Source organism: Paracoccus sp. S3-43, from assembly GCF_029027965.1.
Lineage (GTDB): Bacteria > Pseudomonadota > Alphaproteobacteria > Rhodobacterales > Rhodobacteraceae > Paracoccus.
Genome location: NZ_CP119082.1, coordinates 329,773 through 347,451, shown reverse-complemented (window position 1 = coordinate 347,451; position 17,679 = coordinate 329,773). Strand labels below are relative to the sequence as shown.

Annotated in this window: 17 protein-coding genes; 9 read left to right on the top strand and 8 right to left on the bottom strand. The window is 64.2% G+C overall.

The window, feature by feature from the left end; all coding sequences use genetic code 11:
- Positions 1-86: 86 nt before the first annotated feature.
- From lldP to PXD02_RS01665, 4 genes are all read right to left on the bottom strand, one after another.
- Positions 87-1,757, bottom strand: a complete 1,671-nt coding sequence (gene lldP / locus PXD02_RS01680; protein WP_275105243.1) for an L-lactate permease — start codon at positions 1,755-1,757, stop codon at positions 87-89.
- Positions 1,758-2,839: 1,082 nt separating this feature from the next.
- Positions 2,840-3,784, bottom strand: coding sequence for a purine-nucleoside phosphorylase (locus PXD02_RS01675; RefSeq protein ID WP_275105242.1), 945 nt, complete (start codon positions 3,782-3,784; stop codon positions 2,840-2,842).
- 263 nt (positions 3,785-4,047) lie between these two features.
- Positions 4,048-4,779, bottom strand: a complete 732-nt coding sequence (locus tag PXD02_RS01670) for a DUF4336 domain-containing protein (protein WP_275105241.1) — start codon at positions 4,777-4,779, stop codon at positions 4,048-4,050.
- On the bottom strand, positions 4,776-5,720 hold the full coding sequence (locus PXD02_RS01665) for an SDR family oxidoreductase (protein WP_275106337.1): 945 nt from the start codon (positions 5,718-5,720) through the stop codon (positions 4,776-4,778). The genes PXD02_RS01670 and PXD02_RS01665 overlap by 4 nt, the downstream gene beginning before the upstream one ends.
- A 151-nt stretch (positions 5,721-5,871) precedes the next feature.
- On the opposite strand from PXD02_RS01665, the gene PXD02_RS01660 reads away from it, so the two are divergent.
- Complete coding sequence (locus PXD02_RS01660; protein WP_275105240.1) at positions 5,872-6,627, top strand: DUF2243 domain-containing protein; 756 nt, start codon at positions 5,872-5,874, stop codon at positions 6,625-6,627.
- 56 nt (positions 6,628-6,683) lie between these two features.
- On the opposite strand, the gene PXD02_RS01655 is transcribed toward PXD02_RS01660, so the two are convergent.
- From PXD02_RS01655 to PXD02_RS01640, 4 genes are all read right to left on the bottom strand, one after another.
- On the bottom strand, positions 6,684-7,934 hold the full coding sequence (locus PXD02_RS01655; protein ID WP_275105239.1) for a cytochrome P450: 1,251 nt from the start codon (positions 7,932-7,934) through the stop codon (positions 6,684-6,686).
- Between the two features lie 173 nt (positions 7,935-8,107).
- On the bottom strand, positions 8,108-8,266 hold the full coding sequence (locus tag PXD02_RS01650; RefSeq protein WP_275105238.1) for a hypothetical protein: 159 nt from the start codon (positions 8,264-8,266) through the stop codon (positions 8,108-8,110).
- 163 nt (positions 8,267-8,429) lie between these two features.
- Positions 8,430-9,556, bottom strand: a protein-coding gene (locus PXD02_RS01645; protein WP_275103593.1) for an IS3 family transposase whose coding sequence is annotated in 2 segments (ribosomal slippage) — positions 8,430-9,292 and positions 9,292-9,556 — 1,128 coding nt in all. Because the reading frame shifts where the segments join, the coding sequence is not laid out codon by codon here.
- A 135-nt stretch (positions 9,557-9,691) separates the two neighbouring features.
- Complete coding sequence (locus PXD02_RS01640) at positions 9,692-10,525, bottom strand: FCD domain-containing protein (RefSeq protein ID WP_275105237.1); 834 nt, start codon at positions 10,523-10,525, stop codon at positions 9,692-9,694.
- Positions 10,526-10,564: 39 nt separating this feature from the next.
- Between PXD02_RS01640 and PXD02_RS01635 the strand changes: the two genes are divergently transcribed.
- The 8 genes from PXD02_RS01635 (at position 10,565) to PXD02_RS16760 (ending at position 17,679) form a co-directional block, all read left to right on the top strand.
- Positions 10,565-12,535: an aconitase family protein gene (locus PXD02_RS01635; RefSeq protein WP_275105236.1), complete on the top strand. Its 1,971-nt coding sequence runs from the start codon at positions 10,565-10,567 to the stop codon at positions 12,533-12,535.
- Positions 12,536-12,597: 62 nt separating this feature from the next.
- Positions 12,598-13,587: a Bug family tripartite tricarboxylate transporter substrate binding protein gene (locus PXD02_RS01630; protein ID WP_275105235.1), complete on the top strand. Its 990-nt coding sequence runs from the start codon at positions 12,598-12,600 to the stop codon at positions 13,585-13,587.
- A gap of 49 nt (positions 13,588-13,636) precedes the next feature.
- A complete protein-coding gene (locus PXD02_RS01625; RefSeq protein WP_275105234.1) occupies positions 13,637-14,335 on the top strand; it encodes a tripartite tricarboxylate transporter TctB family protein in 699 nt (232 codons plus the stop codon).
- The gene (locus tag PXD02_RS01620; protein ID WP_275105233.1) at positions 14,328-15,830 is read left to right on the top strand and encodes a tripartite tricarboxylate transporter permease; all 1,503 of its coding nucleotides are present in this window, start codon (positions 14,328-14,330) and stop codon (positions 15,828-15,830) included. Before PXD02_RS01625 ends, PXD02_RS01620 begins: the two co-directional genes overlap by 8 nt.
- A gap of 22 nt (positions 15,831-15,852) precedes the next feature.
- Positions 15,853-16,338, top strand: coding sequence for a ribonuclease E activity regulator RraA (rraA, locus tag PXD02_RS01615; protein ID WP_275105232.1), 486 nt, complete (start codon positions 15,853-15,855; stop codon positions 16,336-16,338).
- Positions 16,339-16,449: 111 nt separating this feature from the next.
- Complete coding sequence (locus PXD02_RS16815) at positions 16,450-16,611, top strand: hypothetical protein (protein WP_473092043.1); 162 nt, start codon at positions 16,450-16,452, stop codon at positions 16,609-16,611.
- The gene (locus PXD02_RS16765; protein WP_342759405.1) at positions 16,587-17,219 is read left to right on the top strand and encodes a thiamine pyrophosphate-dependent dehydrogenase E1 component subunit alpha; all 633 of its coding nucleotides are present in this window, start codon (positions 16,587-16,589) and stop codon (positions 17,217-17,219) included. Before PXD02_RS16815 ends, PXD02_RS16765 begins: the two co-directional genes overlap by 25 nt.
- Before the next feature lie 49 nt (positions 17,220-17,268).
- The gene (locus tag PXD02_RS16760) at positions 17,269-17,679 is read left to right on the top strand and encodes a thiamine pyrophosphate-dependent enzyme (protein ID WP_342759403.1); all 411 of its coding nucleotides are present in this window, start codon (positions 17,269-17,271) and stop codon (positions 17,677-17,679) included.

Genomic DNA, 17,679 nt, shown 5'->3' with positions numbered 1-17,679 from the left:
GACCGAAATGACCGACATCGTAGCATGGCTTCCACAGGAAAGGGAAAGGCCCGGCGACCCCACGGCCGCCGGATCCGGGGGTCAGGTCACGGGATCATCCAGGGCAGCAGATAGGCCTGCACGGTGGTGATGATTCCGATCATCGTGGTGAATGCGAGGCTGTGCTTCAGCGTGAAGCGGAACAGGTCGGATTCGCGTCCCGCCAGCCCCACCGCGGCGCAGGCGATGGCGATGGACTGGGGCGAGATCATCTTGCCCGTCACGCCCCCGGTGGTGTTCGCCGCGACCAGCAGCACGTCCGATACGCCGATCTGCTGCGCGGTCGTGGCCTGCAACGCCCCGAACAGCGCGTTGGACGAGGTGTCGGATCCGGTCAGGAACACCCCCAGCCAGCCCAGGAAGGGCGAGAAGAAGGTGAAGGCCCCGCCGGTATGGGACAGCGCCAGCGCAAGCGTCGCCGACAGGCCGGAATAGTTGGCGACGAAGGCAAAGCCCAGCACCATGCCGATGGCATAGATCGGGATCTTCAACTCGTTCAGCGTCTCGCCGAAGGTTCTCAGGGCTTCGCCCGGACGCATCCTCAGGAACAGGATGGTGATGATCGCAGCGATCAGGATTGCCGTGCCCGTGGCCGAGAACCAGTTGAACTGGTAGACGGCGTCATAGGGCGCGGGTTCGGGCACGATGGGCTGGACCTTTTGGACCAGCTGGTGCAGCAGCGGCACCTCGATCTTGACGACCCAAGCGGCCAGCGGGCCATCGGCGGCGAACAGGCGCTTGAAGGGGGCGATGCTCCAGATCGTGACCATGACCGTCAGGATCAGGAAGGGCGACCAGGCCTTGACGATCTGCCCAGAGGTATAACTGCGGCGCGTGTCGGCAAGACCGGCACCGGCGGCCCTGGCGGCCTCGTCGGCGTCAAGTTCGAAGCGGAAGATATGCGCCGGTTTCCAGACCCGCAGGAACAGGGTCAGGACGACCAAAGCCGCGATGGCCGAAGTGATGTCGGGCAGTTCAGGACCCACGAAGTTCGAGGTCAGGAATTGCGAGACGGCAAAGGCGCCGCCGCCGACCAGGACCGCAGGCCAGGTTTCCCTGACGCCGCGCCAGCCGTCCATGATCGCCATGATCCAGAACAGCACGATGATCGTCAGGAAGGGCAGCTGCCGTCCCGCCATCTGCCCGATCTCGAACGGGTCGAGGTTCGTCACCTGCCCGGCCACGATGATCGGGATGCCCATGGCGCCAAAGGCCACCGGCGCGGTATTGGCGATCAGGCACAGGCCGGCGGCGTAAAGCGGCTTGAAGCCCAGGCCCACCAGCAGGGCGGCGGTAATGGCGACCGGCGCGCCGAAGCCCGCCGCGCCTTCCAGGAAGGCGCCGAAGGCAAAGCCCACCAGGATCATCTGCAGCCGCTGGTCTTCCGTCACCGACAGGATCGACGACCGGATGATCTCGAACTGGCCGGTCTTGACCGAGACCTTGTAGAGGAACACCGCGCCGACGATGATCCAGGCGATCGGCCACAGCCCGTAGAAGAAGCCATAGACGCCCGAGGCGAGCGCCATATCGACCGGCATGCCATAGAACAGGATCGCGACCAGCAGCGCCAGGATGACGGTGATGGTCCCGGCGACATAGCCCTTCAGCCGGAACACGGCCAAGGCCAGGAAAAAGAAGGCGATCGGGATCAGGGCAATCAGGCTGGACAGCCAGATGTTTCCCGCCGGATCGTAGTTTTGCGCCCAAACTTCCATGTTTGAGGGACTCCGCTTGGTGAGAGGGTTTCAGACAAGGCGCCAAACTCCCACCTGCACGCAGCCTGGTCGGTTGACGGGTTTTCAGATCGGTCGTTTTCGGAAGAAAGGGCCGGGGCAAGGCCTGCCCGCTACCTGCCTGGCGCGATCAACGCACCGGTCGGCGCCGTGCTGCTAATCGGCCCGGCAGCACAGCGTTCGGTGACGCGGTCATGCTGACGAAACCGAGGACGGAAAACCTGTTCAGTCTGATCGTGCCATACCGGTTCAACCTCCCCTGTTGCCTCGGAATGAGCAGGCCGATAATTGGTCCGACCAACTATGCCCGCGTCGGCGTGCAAAATGCCAATATAGGCAGGGCAGTCAAGAAAAATCTGTCAAGAGGGTTCATTTAATTGTTAGTATTGGTCATACCAATTTTAAGTCGGATGTGCCCATTGGTTCCAATTGCCAGTATAAAGCCTTGAATTGGCGATTATCAGGAGTGCCCATATCGACCAGGCGCAGTGCCGTTAACTGCCGCGTTCATGAGGCCGGGGATGTCCCGCCAATATTCCCCGTGGCGGCATTGGGGAACAATACGGACACGCTTGCCCTGTAGATCTTTCGTCACGGGCGCGTTGACGAGGCATCTGATGTCGGCCTTGCTCAGGTTGCGAGCGTCTGGCCAACACGCCCCTGCCCATTGCCTAAACGCTGCTGCTGCATCGCACGGTCTATCTGTTCAGCTTTCTGCTGCCCTTCGGCCATGCCGACATGCCGGGCTGGTCCATCCGCAGATCGTCCCTCTCCGGCCTCCGAGGTTCTGCAGGCAGCGCGCGGCACGGCAGCACTGCCGCCGAGACCCGCTTGCCCCGCCCATGCTGACGGCCATCCTCCACCACAGCCGCCGGATCAGGGCCAGCCACGGTCGGAGGGATGCTCGCACCGCCGCAGATACATCGGTGGCGCGCAAGGTCTGGCGGCTAGGGCATGACGACTCGGGATGGAAGATAACGGCAAGGCTGGCGGAGCCCGCCTGACCATCCCGATCATGCCGTGCCCAGCATCGCAGGTTGGGCGACGAGGAGCACGCCTGCCGATCACTTGGCTGCCAACGCCGGAACGCCCGCTTCCCAGATCTGCCAATCCGCCACGATCCGATCCGCCAGAGGTGCGCCCACCAGTGCGATATTCTCGACAGTTTCCGCAAATCCACCGGCCGTCTCGCCCGGCGCGGGATCGAGATGCTGAAGCGTGGTCTCATTCGGATTGCCCCGGTCGAAGTTCACCGATCCGCGGATCGCCGCGATCCGGTCCGTGCCGTGCAGCCGGTTGATGACCTGGGCGATGGCGTTGTCCTCCATCTCGGTGACCAGATAGTCATCGGCGCCGTAGAGGCCGGCCATATACTGCGCTTCCTCCGAGAGACCGGGACCATGGAAGAAGGTGTCACCGGTCATATGCGTGCCCACCTTGATCGAAGGCGCAGCCTGGGCCGCAGTGTCGGGATAGCGCATCCGATAGGTCCGCACCTCCTCGGAATCCTTCAGCGCAACGTCCGAGGACAGCGCGACGCCCCAAGCCACCAGGTCGGGGTTCAGCTTGTGAACCCGGTATTCTTCATATCCCTTTCGCGGCATGAACACCGGTGCGCCCGGCTCACCCTCCTCGGGGGCCCATCTATGGCCGAGATCATAATCGATCAGCCAGCTTCCCCAGACCACATCACCGATCGTTCCCCGTGACGGCGGCGTGCCGGCGACCCCAGTGATGAGATAATAGGCGTCCGAGAAATCATAGGCCGGGTTCAGCAGGATGGCTTGCATCGAGGCGGCCGCATTGACCTTGCCCATTCCCAACACAGAGCCGCAAACGCCGTCATCGTTGCACTGCACCGGCGCGAAGGCACCCGGGATTTCCCGCGCCGCCGCATCCTGCCAGTAACGCTCATGCCAATGCTGATATTCGCCGGCCCGATCCCCGCTGTTCTCGCCGATCTCGAACATCGCGCCGATGAAGACCTTCACCTTGATCGGGTCGGCCATCGCCCCTCCGGCAAGGCTGAGCACAATAGTCGAAGCTCCCAGCAGGGCGTTTGTGAAAGTCCGCATCGTGTCTCCTGTTGGCTAGGTATATTTCCTGGGATTTTAAGCACAGAACGGGGGCATGCAACCGCGCCCTTAAGTTTGCGGTGGCGCGGCGAGGGACCGATGCCTCGGCCGACATTCGCGGATAACCTTTCACCCTCTCCGACCTTTTTCGGATCGGCCTACCGGGGTGCGCCGCCACAGAGTCCTTATTCCTCCGATCACGACAGCCATCGCAGCGACCGTTCCAGCCGTGCGGCGCCATCGCGGTCGAACCACTGGCCGTGGGCGAAGATCACACGCTCGGGACGGGTGGCGACGATGCGGCGGCCTGCGTCCCGCGCGGATGCGCCGCCCAGCTTGACGATGGCCCGCAGATAGGCCGGGGCGCGGCCATCCGGCGCCAGCACCCCCGCCGCCGCCGCAAGGGGGCGCAAGACCAGCGGCAGCTTGCGACGTTCGAGGTTCTGCACCAGGTCGGCCAGGATCAGAGTGCGGCTGGGGCGGTGATGCAAGGCGATCTCGCAAAAGCCGCCTGCCCCTTGGACCGCGATCTGCTCCAGCTCACCTGGCCAGCCGGGTGCCGCCTCCTCCAGGTCATGGTCGATCCGCAACCCCGCGCGGCGCACCTGCGCGCGGTTCCGCAGGCCCGGCGCGCCCCAGGTTGTCGCCTCGGGAAACTGCTGCTGCCAGTCCTTCAGAAAGGTCCAGTGGGCGATATTGGGCGCGACAAGGTGGCCGATGGGCGCGATCACCTCGATCTGCCGCCGCAGGTCCGGGGTCAGGCGCGACGGCGAGTGGATCAGCATCCCGCCCGCCTCCAGCCGGATGACGGTGGTCCTGACCGGGATCGGGATCACGCCCATGGCCTTCATCGGACCGCTGTCCACGATCCAGACGCCGTCGGCCACGGGCTTCAGCCTGTCCAGCGGCGGATAGGTGACATCGGTCATCGCCGCCGCCCCCTCAGCGCCACCGCCAAGATGCCCACCGCCGCGACGCCCAAGGCGACACCGGCAAGGCCCGACCTCTGCCGGGGCGCGCGCAGGCCGCCGTCGATGCCGCCGGGCTGCGGCGGGGATCGGAACAGGTTGCCGCTGCTGACGCCCGTGCGCGGCGCCCGGCGGAAATAGGCTTCCAGGAACAGCGCCATCCCCCGCGTCGTCAGTTCGGGCGAGACCGCATGGGCCAGCCGCACCAAGGCCGTCGGCGCGCCCACCATGGTCGTCGGGCGCGGCCGTGCCGCCAGATCGACGATGGCATCCGCCACCCGGCGGGCATCCAGCACCGGCGGCGGCGCCGACAGTTCGCGCCCCGTATAATTCGCCCCGTGCGAAATGCCGGGCGTATCGACGAAGGACGGATAGATGTCGCAAACATGGATGCCGGGTTCGTGGATCAGTTCGCCCCGTAGCGCCTCGGCAAAGCCGCGCAGGCCGAACTTGCTGGCGCTGTAGGCCGCAGCAAAGGGCGCCGCCGCAAAGCCGCCAAGCGAGATCATGTTGATGAAGACGCCGCGGCGCTGGCGCAGGAAGACCGGCAGCACGGCATGGGCGTCGTTCATGTGCCCGATCAGGCTGGCCCTGACCACCTGCTCATGCGCCTCGATGGGGACTTCGTGAAAGGCGCCGACCGCGCCGGTGCCGACATTGCTGACCCAGACATCGATACCGCCGCCGAAATCGGCGGCCTGCTGCGCGACCTCGGCAATCGCCATGGCGTCGGTAACATCGGCGGCGATGGCCATGGCCTTGGCGCCCAGGTCACGGCAGTCCTGCGCGACGGCCTCGATCGCCTCGGCGTTCCGCGCGACAAGGACCAGCCGCGCGCCCTTGCGGGCGAAAGCCTCGGCCGTGGCCTGGCCGATGCCGCTGGAGGCGCCGGTGATGACCACGCTCAAACCGCACATTTTGTTTCGAGGCTTTGGCATCCGTTCAATCCCTTGCAAACCTCCGAGGAACCGTCGGCGGAGGGCAATGTTCCCTTGTTGGAACATATGAGGCAGAATCCGGTTCACCTAAGATTAGCCAAGCCGGACTTGGGCAATGGGAAACGGTCGATGGATCAGGGCGGGCGCGATCCTGGGCTTTGCCTTGGGCGGGTTCTTCGATGGCATCCTGCTCCATCAGATCCTGGGATGGCACCACCTTCTCAGCCTGGTGCCCAGCGTGACCGATCTGCGGATCCAGGTCATGTGGGATGGCTATTTCCACGCGCTGATGTCTGTGATCGCGGGTTTGGGCCTGTGGCTTTTGTGGCGTATCCGGCAGGATGCCCCCGCACTGCCGGGCAGGGGTCTGGCGGGGGCGCTGCTGATCGGCTTTGGCGTCTGGCACGTTCTCGACACGCTTCTGTCGCACTGGATTCTGGGCATTCACCGTATCCGGGTGGACAGCCCGAATCCCCTGTTCTGGGATCTGCTGTGGCTTGGGGCCTTCGGTCTGGTGCCGGTCCTGGCCGGCCTGTGGCTGCTGCGCGGGTCCGGAGGCGGCCTGTCCCGGCGGCAGTCGGGATCGGCGCTTCTGGTTCTGTTTGCGATGACCGGCGGCATGGCGGCGGTTGCCCTGCGGCCGCCGCCGGACCAGCCCCTGACGGCGGTGGTGTTCCGCCAATCGCTGTCCCAGGCGCAGATCGACGCGATCCTGGAACGAGCCGGCGGCAGGATGGTCTGGACCGATGGCGAGGGCGTGGTTCTGGCGGATCTTCCGGGCGACCGGGCATGGAGCCTTTACCGGCAGGGCGCGCTTTTGGTCGGCAGCGCGGGCCTGCCGCCCGGCTGCTTTGCCTGGTCCGCCGCGTAGGGGTGGGAGCCGCCGGGGGCGTTCGGCATTGTCTGGCCGCAGTCGCCGGTTGCACGTCAGCGGCTTTCGCGGCCTGCAATCCCGTCGATGACAACTCCGCTTTTCGGCAGGGCGGGGATCCGGTCCAGCGAGACCGACAGATCCTGCGGCGGCACGGTGTAATCCATCGCCTCGACCAGCAGCCGGGTTGCAGAGCGGATCGTGGCGACGGTCAGACGCTCACCGGGACAGCGGTGGCCGCGATGCGGGTCGCCTGCGCCCTGCGGGACAAAATCCGTTCCGAACCTGCGCCAGGACAGGTCGCGGCGGGGATCGAAATCATCGGGCGCGGGAAACAGTCGCGGATCATGGCAGGTTCCGAACAGGTCCACGATCATCCAGTCGCCTTTCGACAGTGTCAGCCCGCTGGCACGGACCTCCTGCCGGGCGACGCCGCCGATTACCGGAAAGAACGGCGAATGGCGGCGCACCTCCTCGGCGAAACGGTCGTAATCGGCATCCCCGGCGCCCTGCAACGCATCGCGCCAGCCGGGATGCCGGTGCAGCGCCAAGGCCGCAAAGGTGACATAGCGTCCGATCGCCACCACCGGGCGAAGGATATTGATCAGCTCGACCGCCGCCGTGGATGCCGAAAGCTGCCTGTCATCCGCATCGCGAAACTGCGCGATGCGTTGCAGCGGCGTGGGTTCGGCGGTGTGGGCGGCGCGTGCCCGCTTGACCGCGCCTCTTACATGCGCCTCGGTCCGCATCCGGCGGGCCAGGGCGAGCCACATGCGCGGCCCTATGCGGCCCGAGTTCTCGATCATCGACGACATCTGGTGTGTCATGCCGCGCGCATCGTCAAGCGGCAGTCCCGTCCAGCGAAACACTGCACGGGTCAGAACCAAGTTCACCGCGTCGAACAGCACGATTCGCCGGGCGGCGATCCAGTCCTGCAGGGCGCGATGCCATTCCTCCTCGAGAATCATCAGGAACGACCGCTCGGCCTCATCGGTCATCAGCAGGCCGGTGAACAGCCCCTTGCGATGGCGATGGGCCGCATCGTCAAGCGTCTGCACGCTGCCCTTGTCCTGCAACAGTCGCAGCACCGTTGGCGGCATCGCGCCCCTGCGGGTGAACAGGTCGGGGTCATAGATCAGCCGCGCGGCCCAGGCCCCGCGCGCACAGATCACCCGCGACATCATCAGCCGCGCCCGGAACCGGTCGGACCCCAGCCGGTCGCAGCCATTGCCGACGAAGGCATAGCCCTGCCGCAGGAAAGCCAGCGTGTGGTCGGCGCCGGGAAGCGCTGGAATGTCGTCGGCCATACGGAAGCCCTGATGAATGATGCTTCACGGGCGAACGGGATCGCGGACTGATTGTTCCCGCCCTACCCAAGCATTGCGCTTGTCATGCGCCAGCGCCAATCGGGGGCGCCAACGACTTGGCTGGCTGAAAGCGCCCGAAACGATAGCGGTCGCGGGCCGTTCACAAAACCCGCTCAATGCTTGCGGCGCGCCTGCCTCAGGGCCTCTTCCAGCTTCCGCGCGAGCATTCTCAGCGGGGGCGACAGCGGTTCCTTTTCGACATTCGAAAGCACGCGGGACAACGCCTGCTCCAGGTCGCGTTCAGGATTTGGATCGTCATCCTGATCGGACATCGCATTTTTCAGATGGGGTGCATGATTCGTTACATATACTGCAAGTTAGGCGAGAAGAGCCGCCGATACGAAAAAATGAGGGATCCTCCTCATTCTCTGGGAACAAATCCTGTCATCCTTGGTTCAGGGTGGACTGCCCCCACGGAGTGGTCCGGGTTGATTGTTAGTGCATCGTCGGCCGCTGGTCTATTGGGATGAGGGCTTCCGGTGCGGGCGGGCGGTATCCCAGGGAGCTGTGCGGCCTGACAGTGTTGTAGTGGCGGCGCCATCGCTCGATGAGGATCTGGGCCTCCCTAAGCGAATAGAAGACTTCTGCGTCCAGGAGTTCGTCGCGGAATCGAGCGTTGAAGCTCTCGCAATACCCGTTCTCCCAGGGTGAACCCGGCTCGATGAACGCGGTCTTGGCACCAACTGCGCCGATCCAGCCCTGCACCTTCTTGGCAATGAATTCCGCGCCATTGTCGGACCTTATGAACGCAGGCGGGCCACGCAAGATGAACAGCTCCGTCAGGGCGTCGATTACGTCGGTGGAATTGAGCTTGCGGTTTGCACGGATCACCAGCGCCTCCTTCGTGAATTCGTCGATGATATTGAGCGTCCGAAACAGCCGTCCGTCATGTGTCCGGTCCTGAACGAAATCATAGGACCAGACGTGGTTCGGGTGCTCCGGTCGGAGACGGACGCAGGACCCGTCGTTCAACCAGAGCCGACCCTTCTTTGCCTGCTTTTGTGGGATCTTCAGCCCTTCACGCCGCCATATCCGTTCCACGCGTTTATGATTTACATGCCAACCGGCGTTGTTCAGCAGTCCGGTGATCATCCGATAGCCATATCGCCCGTAGGTGCGAGCGAGCGCGATGATGTCCTCCGTCAGCCGTTCTTCGTCCGGGGCGCCGCAAGGAACCTTGCGTTGCGTTGAGCGGTGCTGCCCGAGGGTGCGGCAGGCGCGGCGCTCGGATATGCCAAGCGCCTGCCGCACATGATCGATGCACTTGCGACGGCGCGAAGGGCTTAGAAGTTTCCCCGTGCAGCCTCGCTCAGGATCATCTTGTCCAAGGTCAGATCTGACACCGCGCGCCGCAACCGCTGGTTCTCCGCCTCAAGCTCCTTGAGACGCTTCAGCTGATCCCGGTTCATGCCGCCATACTGCTTGCGCCAGCGATAATACGTCGGCTCGGTCACGCCGATCTGCCGCACCGCGTCGGAAATCGCCATTCCCTGTCCATGAAGCACTTCGATCTGTCGAAGCTTCAGAACGATGTCTTCCGGTTTGTCTCGCTTGCCTGCCATCTGATGGTCCTCCTGAACAGGATATTTGTATCCCAGTTGGCGGACCACTTCAGTGGGGGCACTCCAAGACGCGGCAGCGAATCCGCCGGCCTGTCGATAGCGGGTCCGGCTACTACGGTAAGTGGCGGCCGCAGGTCATTCCCTAGGCTGAGCGTCCGAACCGCTGCCGTGTCCGACCTCGGCCCAATAGGCATCCTGCGATTCGATCAAATGCTGCTCCATCGCGGTTTCAGCTGCGTCCATTTCGCCGCAGCGGATCGCTTGGAAAATTTCCTCATGGCGACGATAGGCCAGTTCGGCCGCGCCGGGTTTCTTGATGGCGATGCGGCGGTGCTCGTCCAGCCACTCGCTAACCGCGGTCAGCAGTGCATCGACGAAGACATTGTCGCAGGCGCGTGCGATCTGGACGTGAAACTCCATATTCGTGCGCACAAAGGCATCTCTGTCACCCAAGGCGGCGCGGTTCTTGGCCAGCGCCGCCTCGATGGCAGTAATCTGTTCGGACGACGCGGTACGGGCGGCCTGCCGGGCCAGCGACTTTTCCAGAAGTCTGCGCGCCTCTTGCAACTGCCGCAGCCGGTCGGGCTTGATCAGCATCTGCCGGGCGGGCGTCGCAAGTTTTTCCATGATCGACTTGGCCTGTTCCACGACAACCGGACGGCGGCCCGAACTAAGGCTGACCAGCCCATCGGTCTGCAAGGCGAACAGAGCTTCGCGCACGGCGGTGCGACCGACGCCAAAGGCGTCCATGATTTCACGTTCGGATGGCAATGGCTCGCCCGCCTTGATGTCGCCCTCGATGATGGCCTTGCTTAGCCGGTCGGCAACATCCTGATAAAGGCGGCGGCGTTGGATGGGTTCGCCATTCAGCATTTGCAAGATCGAAACCTCCGGGATCGGCAACAATCGCCACGCTACCGGAAACCTGTCGTTGCGTCCACCTTTCAGTTGGTATAACAGGTAGACCATCAGCGCATCCGACGGGTGCGGTTTAAGGGGAGCGACGGGATGAGCGGACAAGCAGACCCCAGCCACCGGCAGGCGCTGACCTTCCCGGGACGCGTGCTGTTCCTGACGGCCTCGGCGGACATGCTGCACCGCCAGATCGCGGGCGAGGACATCACCCTGACGCAGGGGGGACCGCTGCGCGACGACATCTCGACCGATGAGATCACGCCGCTGCCCACGCTGCTGAACTTCGATGCGACGCTGGGCCGCCATGCCCATACCGGCCTGAAATGCGAGGGCGCGTTTCCCATCGGTGAACGGACCCTGCTGGACGGCGGGTTCCAGGTGCTGGTCGGCGGCACGCGATACGGCAAGGGATCCTCGCGCGAACACAGCCCGCTGGCGGAATACAGCGCCGGGATCCGCCTGGTGATCGCGGAAAGCTTCGAACGCATCTATCGCCAGAACTGTGACAATATCGGACTGCTGACCTCGACGGACTTTTCACTGTTGGACCGCATCCAGGCAGGCGAGGCGATTTCTCTGGACGATATCGTTGCCGGTCGTGACGCGCTTGCCGCCGCCATCACCCGCGACGGTGGGTTGCTGAATTACGGCCAGAAGCGGATGAAGGGTGTTACCGTCGGCGCCTTGGCTGACACGGACCGCCCGATGACGCTGGCCGAAAAGATCATCCGCCGCCATGCCTTGCAGGTCCAGGGCTTCGACTGGCCGATGACGCCCGGCACCGGCGGCTTCGTGCGCGCCGATTTCCGCTTCATCCATGAATACTATACCGGCATGGCGGCCCACATGCTGCATTCGCGGTTCGGTGAGCCGCTGGAACTGCACGATCCCGACACGATCATCCTGTTCGAGGATCACAATTCCTATGCCCATCGCAGCCCGACGCATGTGAAAAACAACCTGCTGGGCGGCATCCGGCGACTGTCGGATGCGCATCGCGCCTTCGCGCGGGCCTATGGGCTGAAAGACCACGGCTATCTGCTGGGCGAGGGGGGATCCGAGGGGATCTCGCACGCGATGATGGCGGAATCCTATGCGCTGCCCGGCCAGATCCTGGTGGGGACCGATTCGCACACGCCGCATTCCGGCGCGGTCGGCTGTTTCGCCTATGGGGTCGGCACCACCGACATGGCCAATGCCTTCATGACCGGCGCCTGCCGCCTGACCATGCCCGAAACGCTGCTGATCCGGCTGGAGGGCGAGCGCCGCCCCGGCGTCACGGCAAAGGACATCGTGCTGAAGCTGCTGGCCGAACCCGACATCAAGGCGGGCTACGGCGTCGGCAAGGTGTTCGAATTCGCAGGCCCGGTCATCGCATCGCTTTCGACCGACGAACGCGCGACCTTCACCAACATGGTCGCCGAACTGGGCGGGCTGACCGGCCTGGTCGAGCCGGACGCGGAAACCGTCCGCTTCATCAAGGAACGGCGCGGCGTCGATGTGGTGCTGGAACCTTGGATGAAAAGCGATCCCGGCGCGACCTATGCGGGCACGATCACGCTGGACTGTTCCACCGTCGAGCCGATGGTGGCCCTGCCCGGCGATCCCGGCAATGGCATGAACCTGTCGGCGGTGGCGGACCGGCCCCGCGTGGACATCGCCTATGGCGGATCCTGCACCGCCGGAAAACGCGAGGATTTCGACCATTACCATCAGGTTCTTCGCTGGGCTGCCGATCGCGGGCTGCGGGTGCGGGAGGGCGTGACCCTCTATCTGCAATGCGGCACAGTGCAGGTGCGCGACTACTGCATCGCCAAGGGCTATCTGAAGACCTTCCAGGAAGTCGGGGCCGAGATGCTGCAGCCCGCCTGCGGCGCCTGCGGGCAATGCGGGCCGGGGGTGTCCACCGCGCCGGACCAGGTGACGGTCAGCGCGATCAACCGCAACTTTCCCGGCCGGGGAGGACCGGGCTCCGTTTGGCTGGCCAGCCCGCCCACCGTGGCGGCAAGCGCCATCGCGGGCGAGCTCGTCTCATTCGAGGAGCTGAAGCAGCGCTTCGGCTGACGGGACGGAACGACCACAGGCGGCAGCAGGCCGCCACCATCGACAAGGGAGGAGGTCGATAAATGTTCGAACATCTTGTGAAGACGGCCAAATGGTCGGCGGCTCTGGGGGCGTCGATGCTGGCGCTTGCGGGCGCCCCGGCGATGGCGCAAGAGAATTATCCGGCGCGCCCGGTACAGATCCTGGTGCCGCTGGCGCCCGCTTCCACCGTGGACGTAATTGCGCGTAAGCTGGGCGACGAATTCTCGAAGCGCCTGGGACAGCAGTTCTTCGTGGAAAACCGCCCCGGCGCCGGAGGCGTGATCGGCACGGCGGAACTGTCGGGTGCCGCCCCCGATGGCTACACGATCGGCATGATCTCGTCGAACCACGTGATCAATCCCAGCATCATGAAGACCGTTCCCTTCGACACGCTGAAGGATATCACGCCGATATCGGTCATCGGATCGGTCCCGCTGGTGCTGGTGGCCCATCCCGACTATCCGGCGAACTCGGCCAAGGAGTTGATCGCCATGGCCAAGGAAAAGCCGGGCGAGCTTGACTATGGCTCCGCCGGGAACGGCACCGCGATCCACCTGGCCGGGGTGCTGCTGACCAGCGAGGCCGGGATCGACCTGCGCCACGTCCCCTACAAGGGCACGGGGCCTTTGACGAACGACCTGGTTGCGGGCCATGTCCAGCTGGGCTTCCTGTCAATCACCGCCGCCCTGCCCCAGATCCAGGCGGGCACCCTGAAGGCGCTGGCCGTGTCCACCAAGGACCGTGTGGCCTCGCTGCCCGACGTGCCGACCCTGGCCGAGGAAGGCCTGCCCGACTATGACTTCGACGCCTGGATCGCCATGGTCGGCCCCAAGGACATGCCTGCCGAACTGGTAGACCGCCTTTATGCCGAGACGAAGACCGCGCTGGAGGATCCGGCCGTCGCGGAATACTTCGCCGGCCAAGGCGTTGTGGTCGAGGGGACGGATCCCGCTACGACGGCCACCTTCTTCGAAACCGAACTCGACAAGCACAGCAAGCTGGTCGCCACCGCTGGGGTTCCGAAGGAATGACTTCAGGTGCCGTCCGGCCTCATGGCCGGGCGGCGGACCACAGAATACCGTGATCAACCTGCGGTCGAGCCATGGGCTTCAAGGGAGGGGAGAGATGAATCAGAGTCGTGGAGACATGAACCTCGGGGACAGGGGCCTGACGCTCCGATCCTCGCAGAACCTGGTGGGCGGCTTAGTTCTGCTGGGGCTGGCGGCACTGGCGCTGTGGCTGACGCGGGATCTGTCGCAGGGCACGTTGGGCGAAATGGGCCCTGCCATGCTGCCGCGCTGGCTTGCCGTCGGGGTGGGCCTCTGCGGGCTTGCGCTGCTGGCCGGTGCCTTCCTGCAACCGGGTGAAGCCCTGGAAGGCTGGCACCTGCGTGGTCCCGCCATGGTGACGGCGGGCATCGTTGCCTTTGCCCTGACCATCCGGTCCTTCCCCTTGGGCTCCGTGACCACCTCCGGTTTGGGGCTTGTTATCGCCGGTCCCTTGTCGATCCTGATCTCTAGTTTCGCGACGTCCGAGGCAACGCTGCGTGAACGCCTTTGCCTTGCCCTTGGTTTGACCGGTTTTTGCATGGTGCTGTTCGCCGACGTGCTGAACCTGCCCATTCCGCTTTTCCCACGATCGATGCAGGGGTGGTTCCCAACGGACTGGGGCATGAAAGCTCCGATGCGGCTGGTTGCCGTGACCCTGATCGCCGCGACGGTCGTGCTGATCCTGCTTGGCCGCAAGGGCAACAAGACCGGCGAGGTGCCCCATGTCTGAACTTATCTCGAACCTCGGGCTTGGCCTTGGCGTCGCATTGCACTTCCAGAACCTTGCCTTGGCCTTCATCGGCTGCCTTGTAGGCACGCTGATCGGCGTTCTGCCCGGCGTGGGCGCCACCGCCACCATAGCCATGCTGCTGCCGATCACCTTCGGCTTTCCGCCGGTCGGCGCGTTGATCATGCTGGCGGGAATCTACTACGGCGCCCAATACGGTGGCTCGACCACCGCGATCCTGGTCAACATCCCGGGCGAGGGTACCTCGGTCGTGACGGCCGTGGACGGGCATCAGATGGCCAAGCAGGGCCGCGCGGGCATCGCGCTTGGCGTGGCGGCCATCGGATCCTTTGCCGCCGGCACCGTCGCCACGCTGCTGATCGCGGCCCTTGGCGCGCCCCTGACCAAGCTGGCGCTGGTCTTCGGCCCCGCCGAATATTTCTCGCTGATGCTGATGGGCCTGGTCTTTGCCATGGTGCTGGCTCACGGGTCACTGCTCAAGGCCGGGGCAATGATCTTTCTGGGGGTCCTGCTGTCCACCGTAGGGCTGGATCTGGAAACCGGCGACCAGCGGATGACTTTCGGCCTGCCCTTCTTGATGGACGGCATCGACTTCGCGGTCCTCGCCATGGGTCTGTTCGGCATCGCCGAGATCATGCGCAACCTGGAAGGAGGCGAACAGCGCGACGTGGTCCGCCACGCCATCGGTCGGCTGCTGCCCAACTGCGACGATCTGCGCCAGTCCTGGAGGCCGGTGATGCGCGGCACGGTGATCGGCTCGATCCTCGGGCTGCTGCCGGGTAATGGCGCGGTGCTGGCGCCCTTTGCATCCTATGCGGTGGAAAAGAAGTTGGCGAAGGATCCTTCGCGGTTCGGCAAGGGCGCCATCGAGGGCGTCGCCGGGCCGGAATCGGCCAACAACGCGGGCGCGCAGACCAGCTTCATCCCGCTGCTGACGCTGGGCATCCCGCCGAACGCCGTCATGGCGCTGATGGTGGGCGCGATGACCATCCAGGGGATCATCCCCGGCCCGCAGGTGATGACCACCAACCCGGACCTGTTCTGGGGCATGATCGCCTCCATGTGGATTGGTAACCTGATGCTGCTGGTCATCAACCTGCCGCTGGTGGGTGTTTGGGTGCGGCTGCTAAAGGTGCCCTATCGGCTGATGTTCCCGGCCATCGTCATGTTCTGCTGCATTGGCATCTATTCCATCAGCTCGCTGCCCACCGACGTGCTGTTCATCGCGCTGTTCGGCGTCATGGGCTATGTTCTGATCAAGCTGGGGTTCGAGCCCGCGCCGCTGCTTCTGGGCTTTGTTCTGGGCAAGCTGCTGGAGGAAAACCTGCGCCGCGCCCTGATCCTGTCGCGGGGCGAGATGACGACCTTTGTCACCCATCCGGTCAGCCTCGGGCTGCTTCTGGTCGCGGTCGCACTGCTGGCCTTGGCGCTGATCCCCAAGCTGAACAAGGGCCGCGACGAGATCTTCACCGAATGATGGATTGTCGGGAGAAATCCGAATGACTGCATTCACCACTGCCGATCTCTGCGACGGTCACCAGGGCCAGGTGCAGGTCTGTGCTACACAGTTTCGCAGCTTTGGCCTCAAGCGCGCATTCTGCGGTGAGATTGCGACCGTTCGCACGTACCAGGATGCCGGGCTCGTCCGTCAAGTGGTTCAAACTTCGGGAAACGGTCGGATCCTGGTCATCGATAATGGTTTGTCGACACAGGCCGCTGTTTTTGGTGACAGACTGGCCGCCTTGGCTGTCAGGAATGGATGGGAAGGTGTCGTCGTCTTCGGAGCCATCCGTGACACCGAAGCACTGTCGACCATCGATCTCGGGATCGTCGCAACCGCGGTTACACCACGGCGGGGGACGCTGAACGGCGCAGGGCAGATCGGCATCACAATTGAACAAGATGGAGCGATCTTCAGGCCCGGTGCCTTCCTTTATTGCGACGCTGATGGGGTCATTGTCAGCAACACTCCTCTGGCCGCGTAGCCGCGTTATTGCCGGCAGATCCGGCGCCCGGAAAAAGGCGTCGGATCAGCATCCAATCATACAACTCTCTTCAAGCACCTTGCTTGAGTTTGCGAAAGGTGGCGTAAAGATATGTCAAACCGTCCGAAACTGACGCTGCACATTCCCGAGCCCGAGAAGCGGCCGGGTGATGCGGCGGATTTCAGCGGGATGCACGTTCCGCTGCCGGGGACACGCGCCGTCCCGAAGTCGAAGCTCCAGAAGCAGACATGCGGGATCTGCCTTACGGCCTGATCCGTGTGTTGGGCGAGACAGGGACAGCCGTCGGCCCCTGGAACCCGCGCCTATCACCCGAGACCTTGCGCCGTGGGCTGACGGCCATGCTGCTGACCCGCGCCTTCGATGACCGGCTTTTTCGGGCCCACCGGCAAGGGAAGACCAGCTTCTACATGAAATCCACCGGCGAGGAGGCGATCGCAGTTGCCCAGTCGATGATGCTGGACCGGGGCGACATGTGCTTTCCCACCTACCGTGTCCTGGGTTGGCTGATGGCCCGGGATTACCCCCTGGTCAAACTGGTCAACCAGATTTTCTCCAACGCGAATGATCCTCTGAAGGGCAGGCAGTTGCCGATCCTGTATTCCGCCCGGGAATACGGCTTCTACTCGCTGTCGGGCAATGTCGGCAGCCGGTTCGGTCATGCGGTCGGCTGGGCCATGGCCTCGGCCTACAAGGGCGACGACAAGATCGCGCTCGCCTATATCGGCGACGGCACCACGGCAGAGGGTGATTTCCATGGGGCACTGACCTTTGCCAGCGTTTATCGGGCTCCTGCCATCCTGTGTGTGACCAACAATCAGTGGGCGATTTTCCAGCTTTTCCGGGATTGCCGGCGCGAATGAGACGACCTTTGCGGCCAAGGCGCTTGCCTACGGACTGCCGGGCCTTCGCGTGGATGGCAATGACTTTTTGGCTGTCTGGGCGGCGACAGAATGGGCAGCCGAGCGGGCCCGAACCAATCGTGGCGCCACACTGATCGAATTGTTCACGTATCGCGCGGCAGGACATTCGACCTCGGATGATCCGACCAAATACCGTCCCGCAGACGAGGCGGCGCATTGGCCATTGGGCGACCCGGTCGAGCGGCTGAAGGTGCATCTGATCACGCTGGGCGAATGGGACGAAGAACGCCACACGCAGCTCATCGAGGAGCTTGACCAGCGCGTGCGCGACGCGGTCAAGCAGGGTGAATCCGTCGGCACCTTGGGGAAATCAAAGCCGAGCGTGGCCGAGATGTTCGAGGGCGTGTTCAAGGAACCCGACTGGCGCGTGATCGAACAACGGCGGGAACTGGGGATCTGA

Coding starts and splice junctions, on each gene's coding strand:
- lldP (WP_275105243.1), bottom strand. CDS start 1,757: ATGGAAGTTTGGGCGCAAAACTACGATCCGGCGGGAAACATCTGGCTG.
- PXD02_RS01675 (WP_275105242.1), bottom strand. CDS start 3,784: ATGGCCGACCCGATCAAGGTGAAGGTCTTCATCGGCGCGATGTTCGAG.
- PXD02_RS01670 (WP_275105241.1), bottom strand. CDS start 4,779: ATGACCGATGTCACCTATCCGCCGCTGGACAGGCTGAAGCCCGTGGCC.
- PXD02_RS01660 (WP_275105240.1), top strand. CDS start 5,872: ATGGGAAACGGTCGATGGATCAGGGCGGGCGCGATCCTGGGCTTTGCC.
- PXD02_RS01655 (WP_275105239.1), bottom strand. CDS start 7,934: ATGGCCGACGACATTCCAGCGCTTCCCGGCGCCGACCACACGCTGGCT.
- PXD02_RS01650 (WP_275105238.1), bottom strand. CDS start 8,266: ATGTCCGATCAGGATGACGATCCAAATCCTGAACGCGACCTGGAGCAG.
- PXD02_RS01640 (WP_275105237.1), bottom strand. CDS start 10,525: ATGGTCTACCTGTTATACCAACTGAAAGGTGGACGCAACGACAGGTTT.
- PXD02_RS01635 (WP_275105236.1), top strand. CDS start 10,565: ATGAGCGGACAAGCAGACCCCAGCCACCGGCAGGCGCTGACCTTCCCG.
- PXD02_RS01630 (WP_275105235.1), top strand. CDS start 12,598: ATGTTCGAACATCTTGTGAAGACGGCCAAATGGTCGGCGGCTCTGGGG.
- PXD02_RS01620 (WP_275105233.1), top strand. CDS start 14,328: ATGTCTGAACTTATCTCGAACCTCGGGCTTGGCCTTGGCGTCGCATTG.
- rraA (WP_275105232.1), top strand. CDS start 15,853: ATGACTGCATTCACCACTGCCGATCTCTGCGACGGTCACCAGGGCCAG.
- PXD02_RS16815 (WP_473092043.1), top strand. CDS start 16,450: ATGTCAAACCGTCCGAAACTGACGCTGCACATTCCCGAGCCCGAGAAG.
- PXD02_RS16765 (WP_342759405.1), top strand. CDS start 16,587: ATGCGGGATCTGCCTTACGGCCTGATCCGTGTGTTGGGCGAGACAGGG.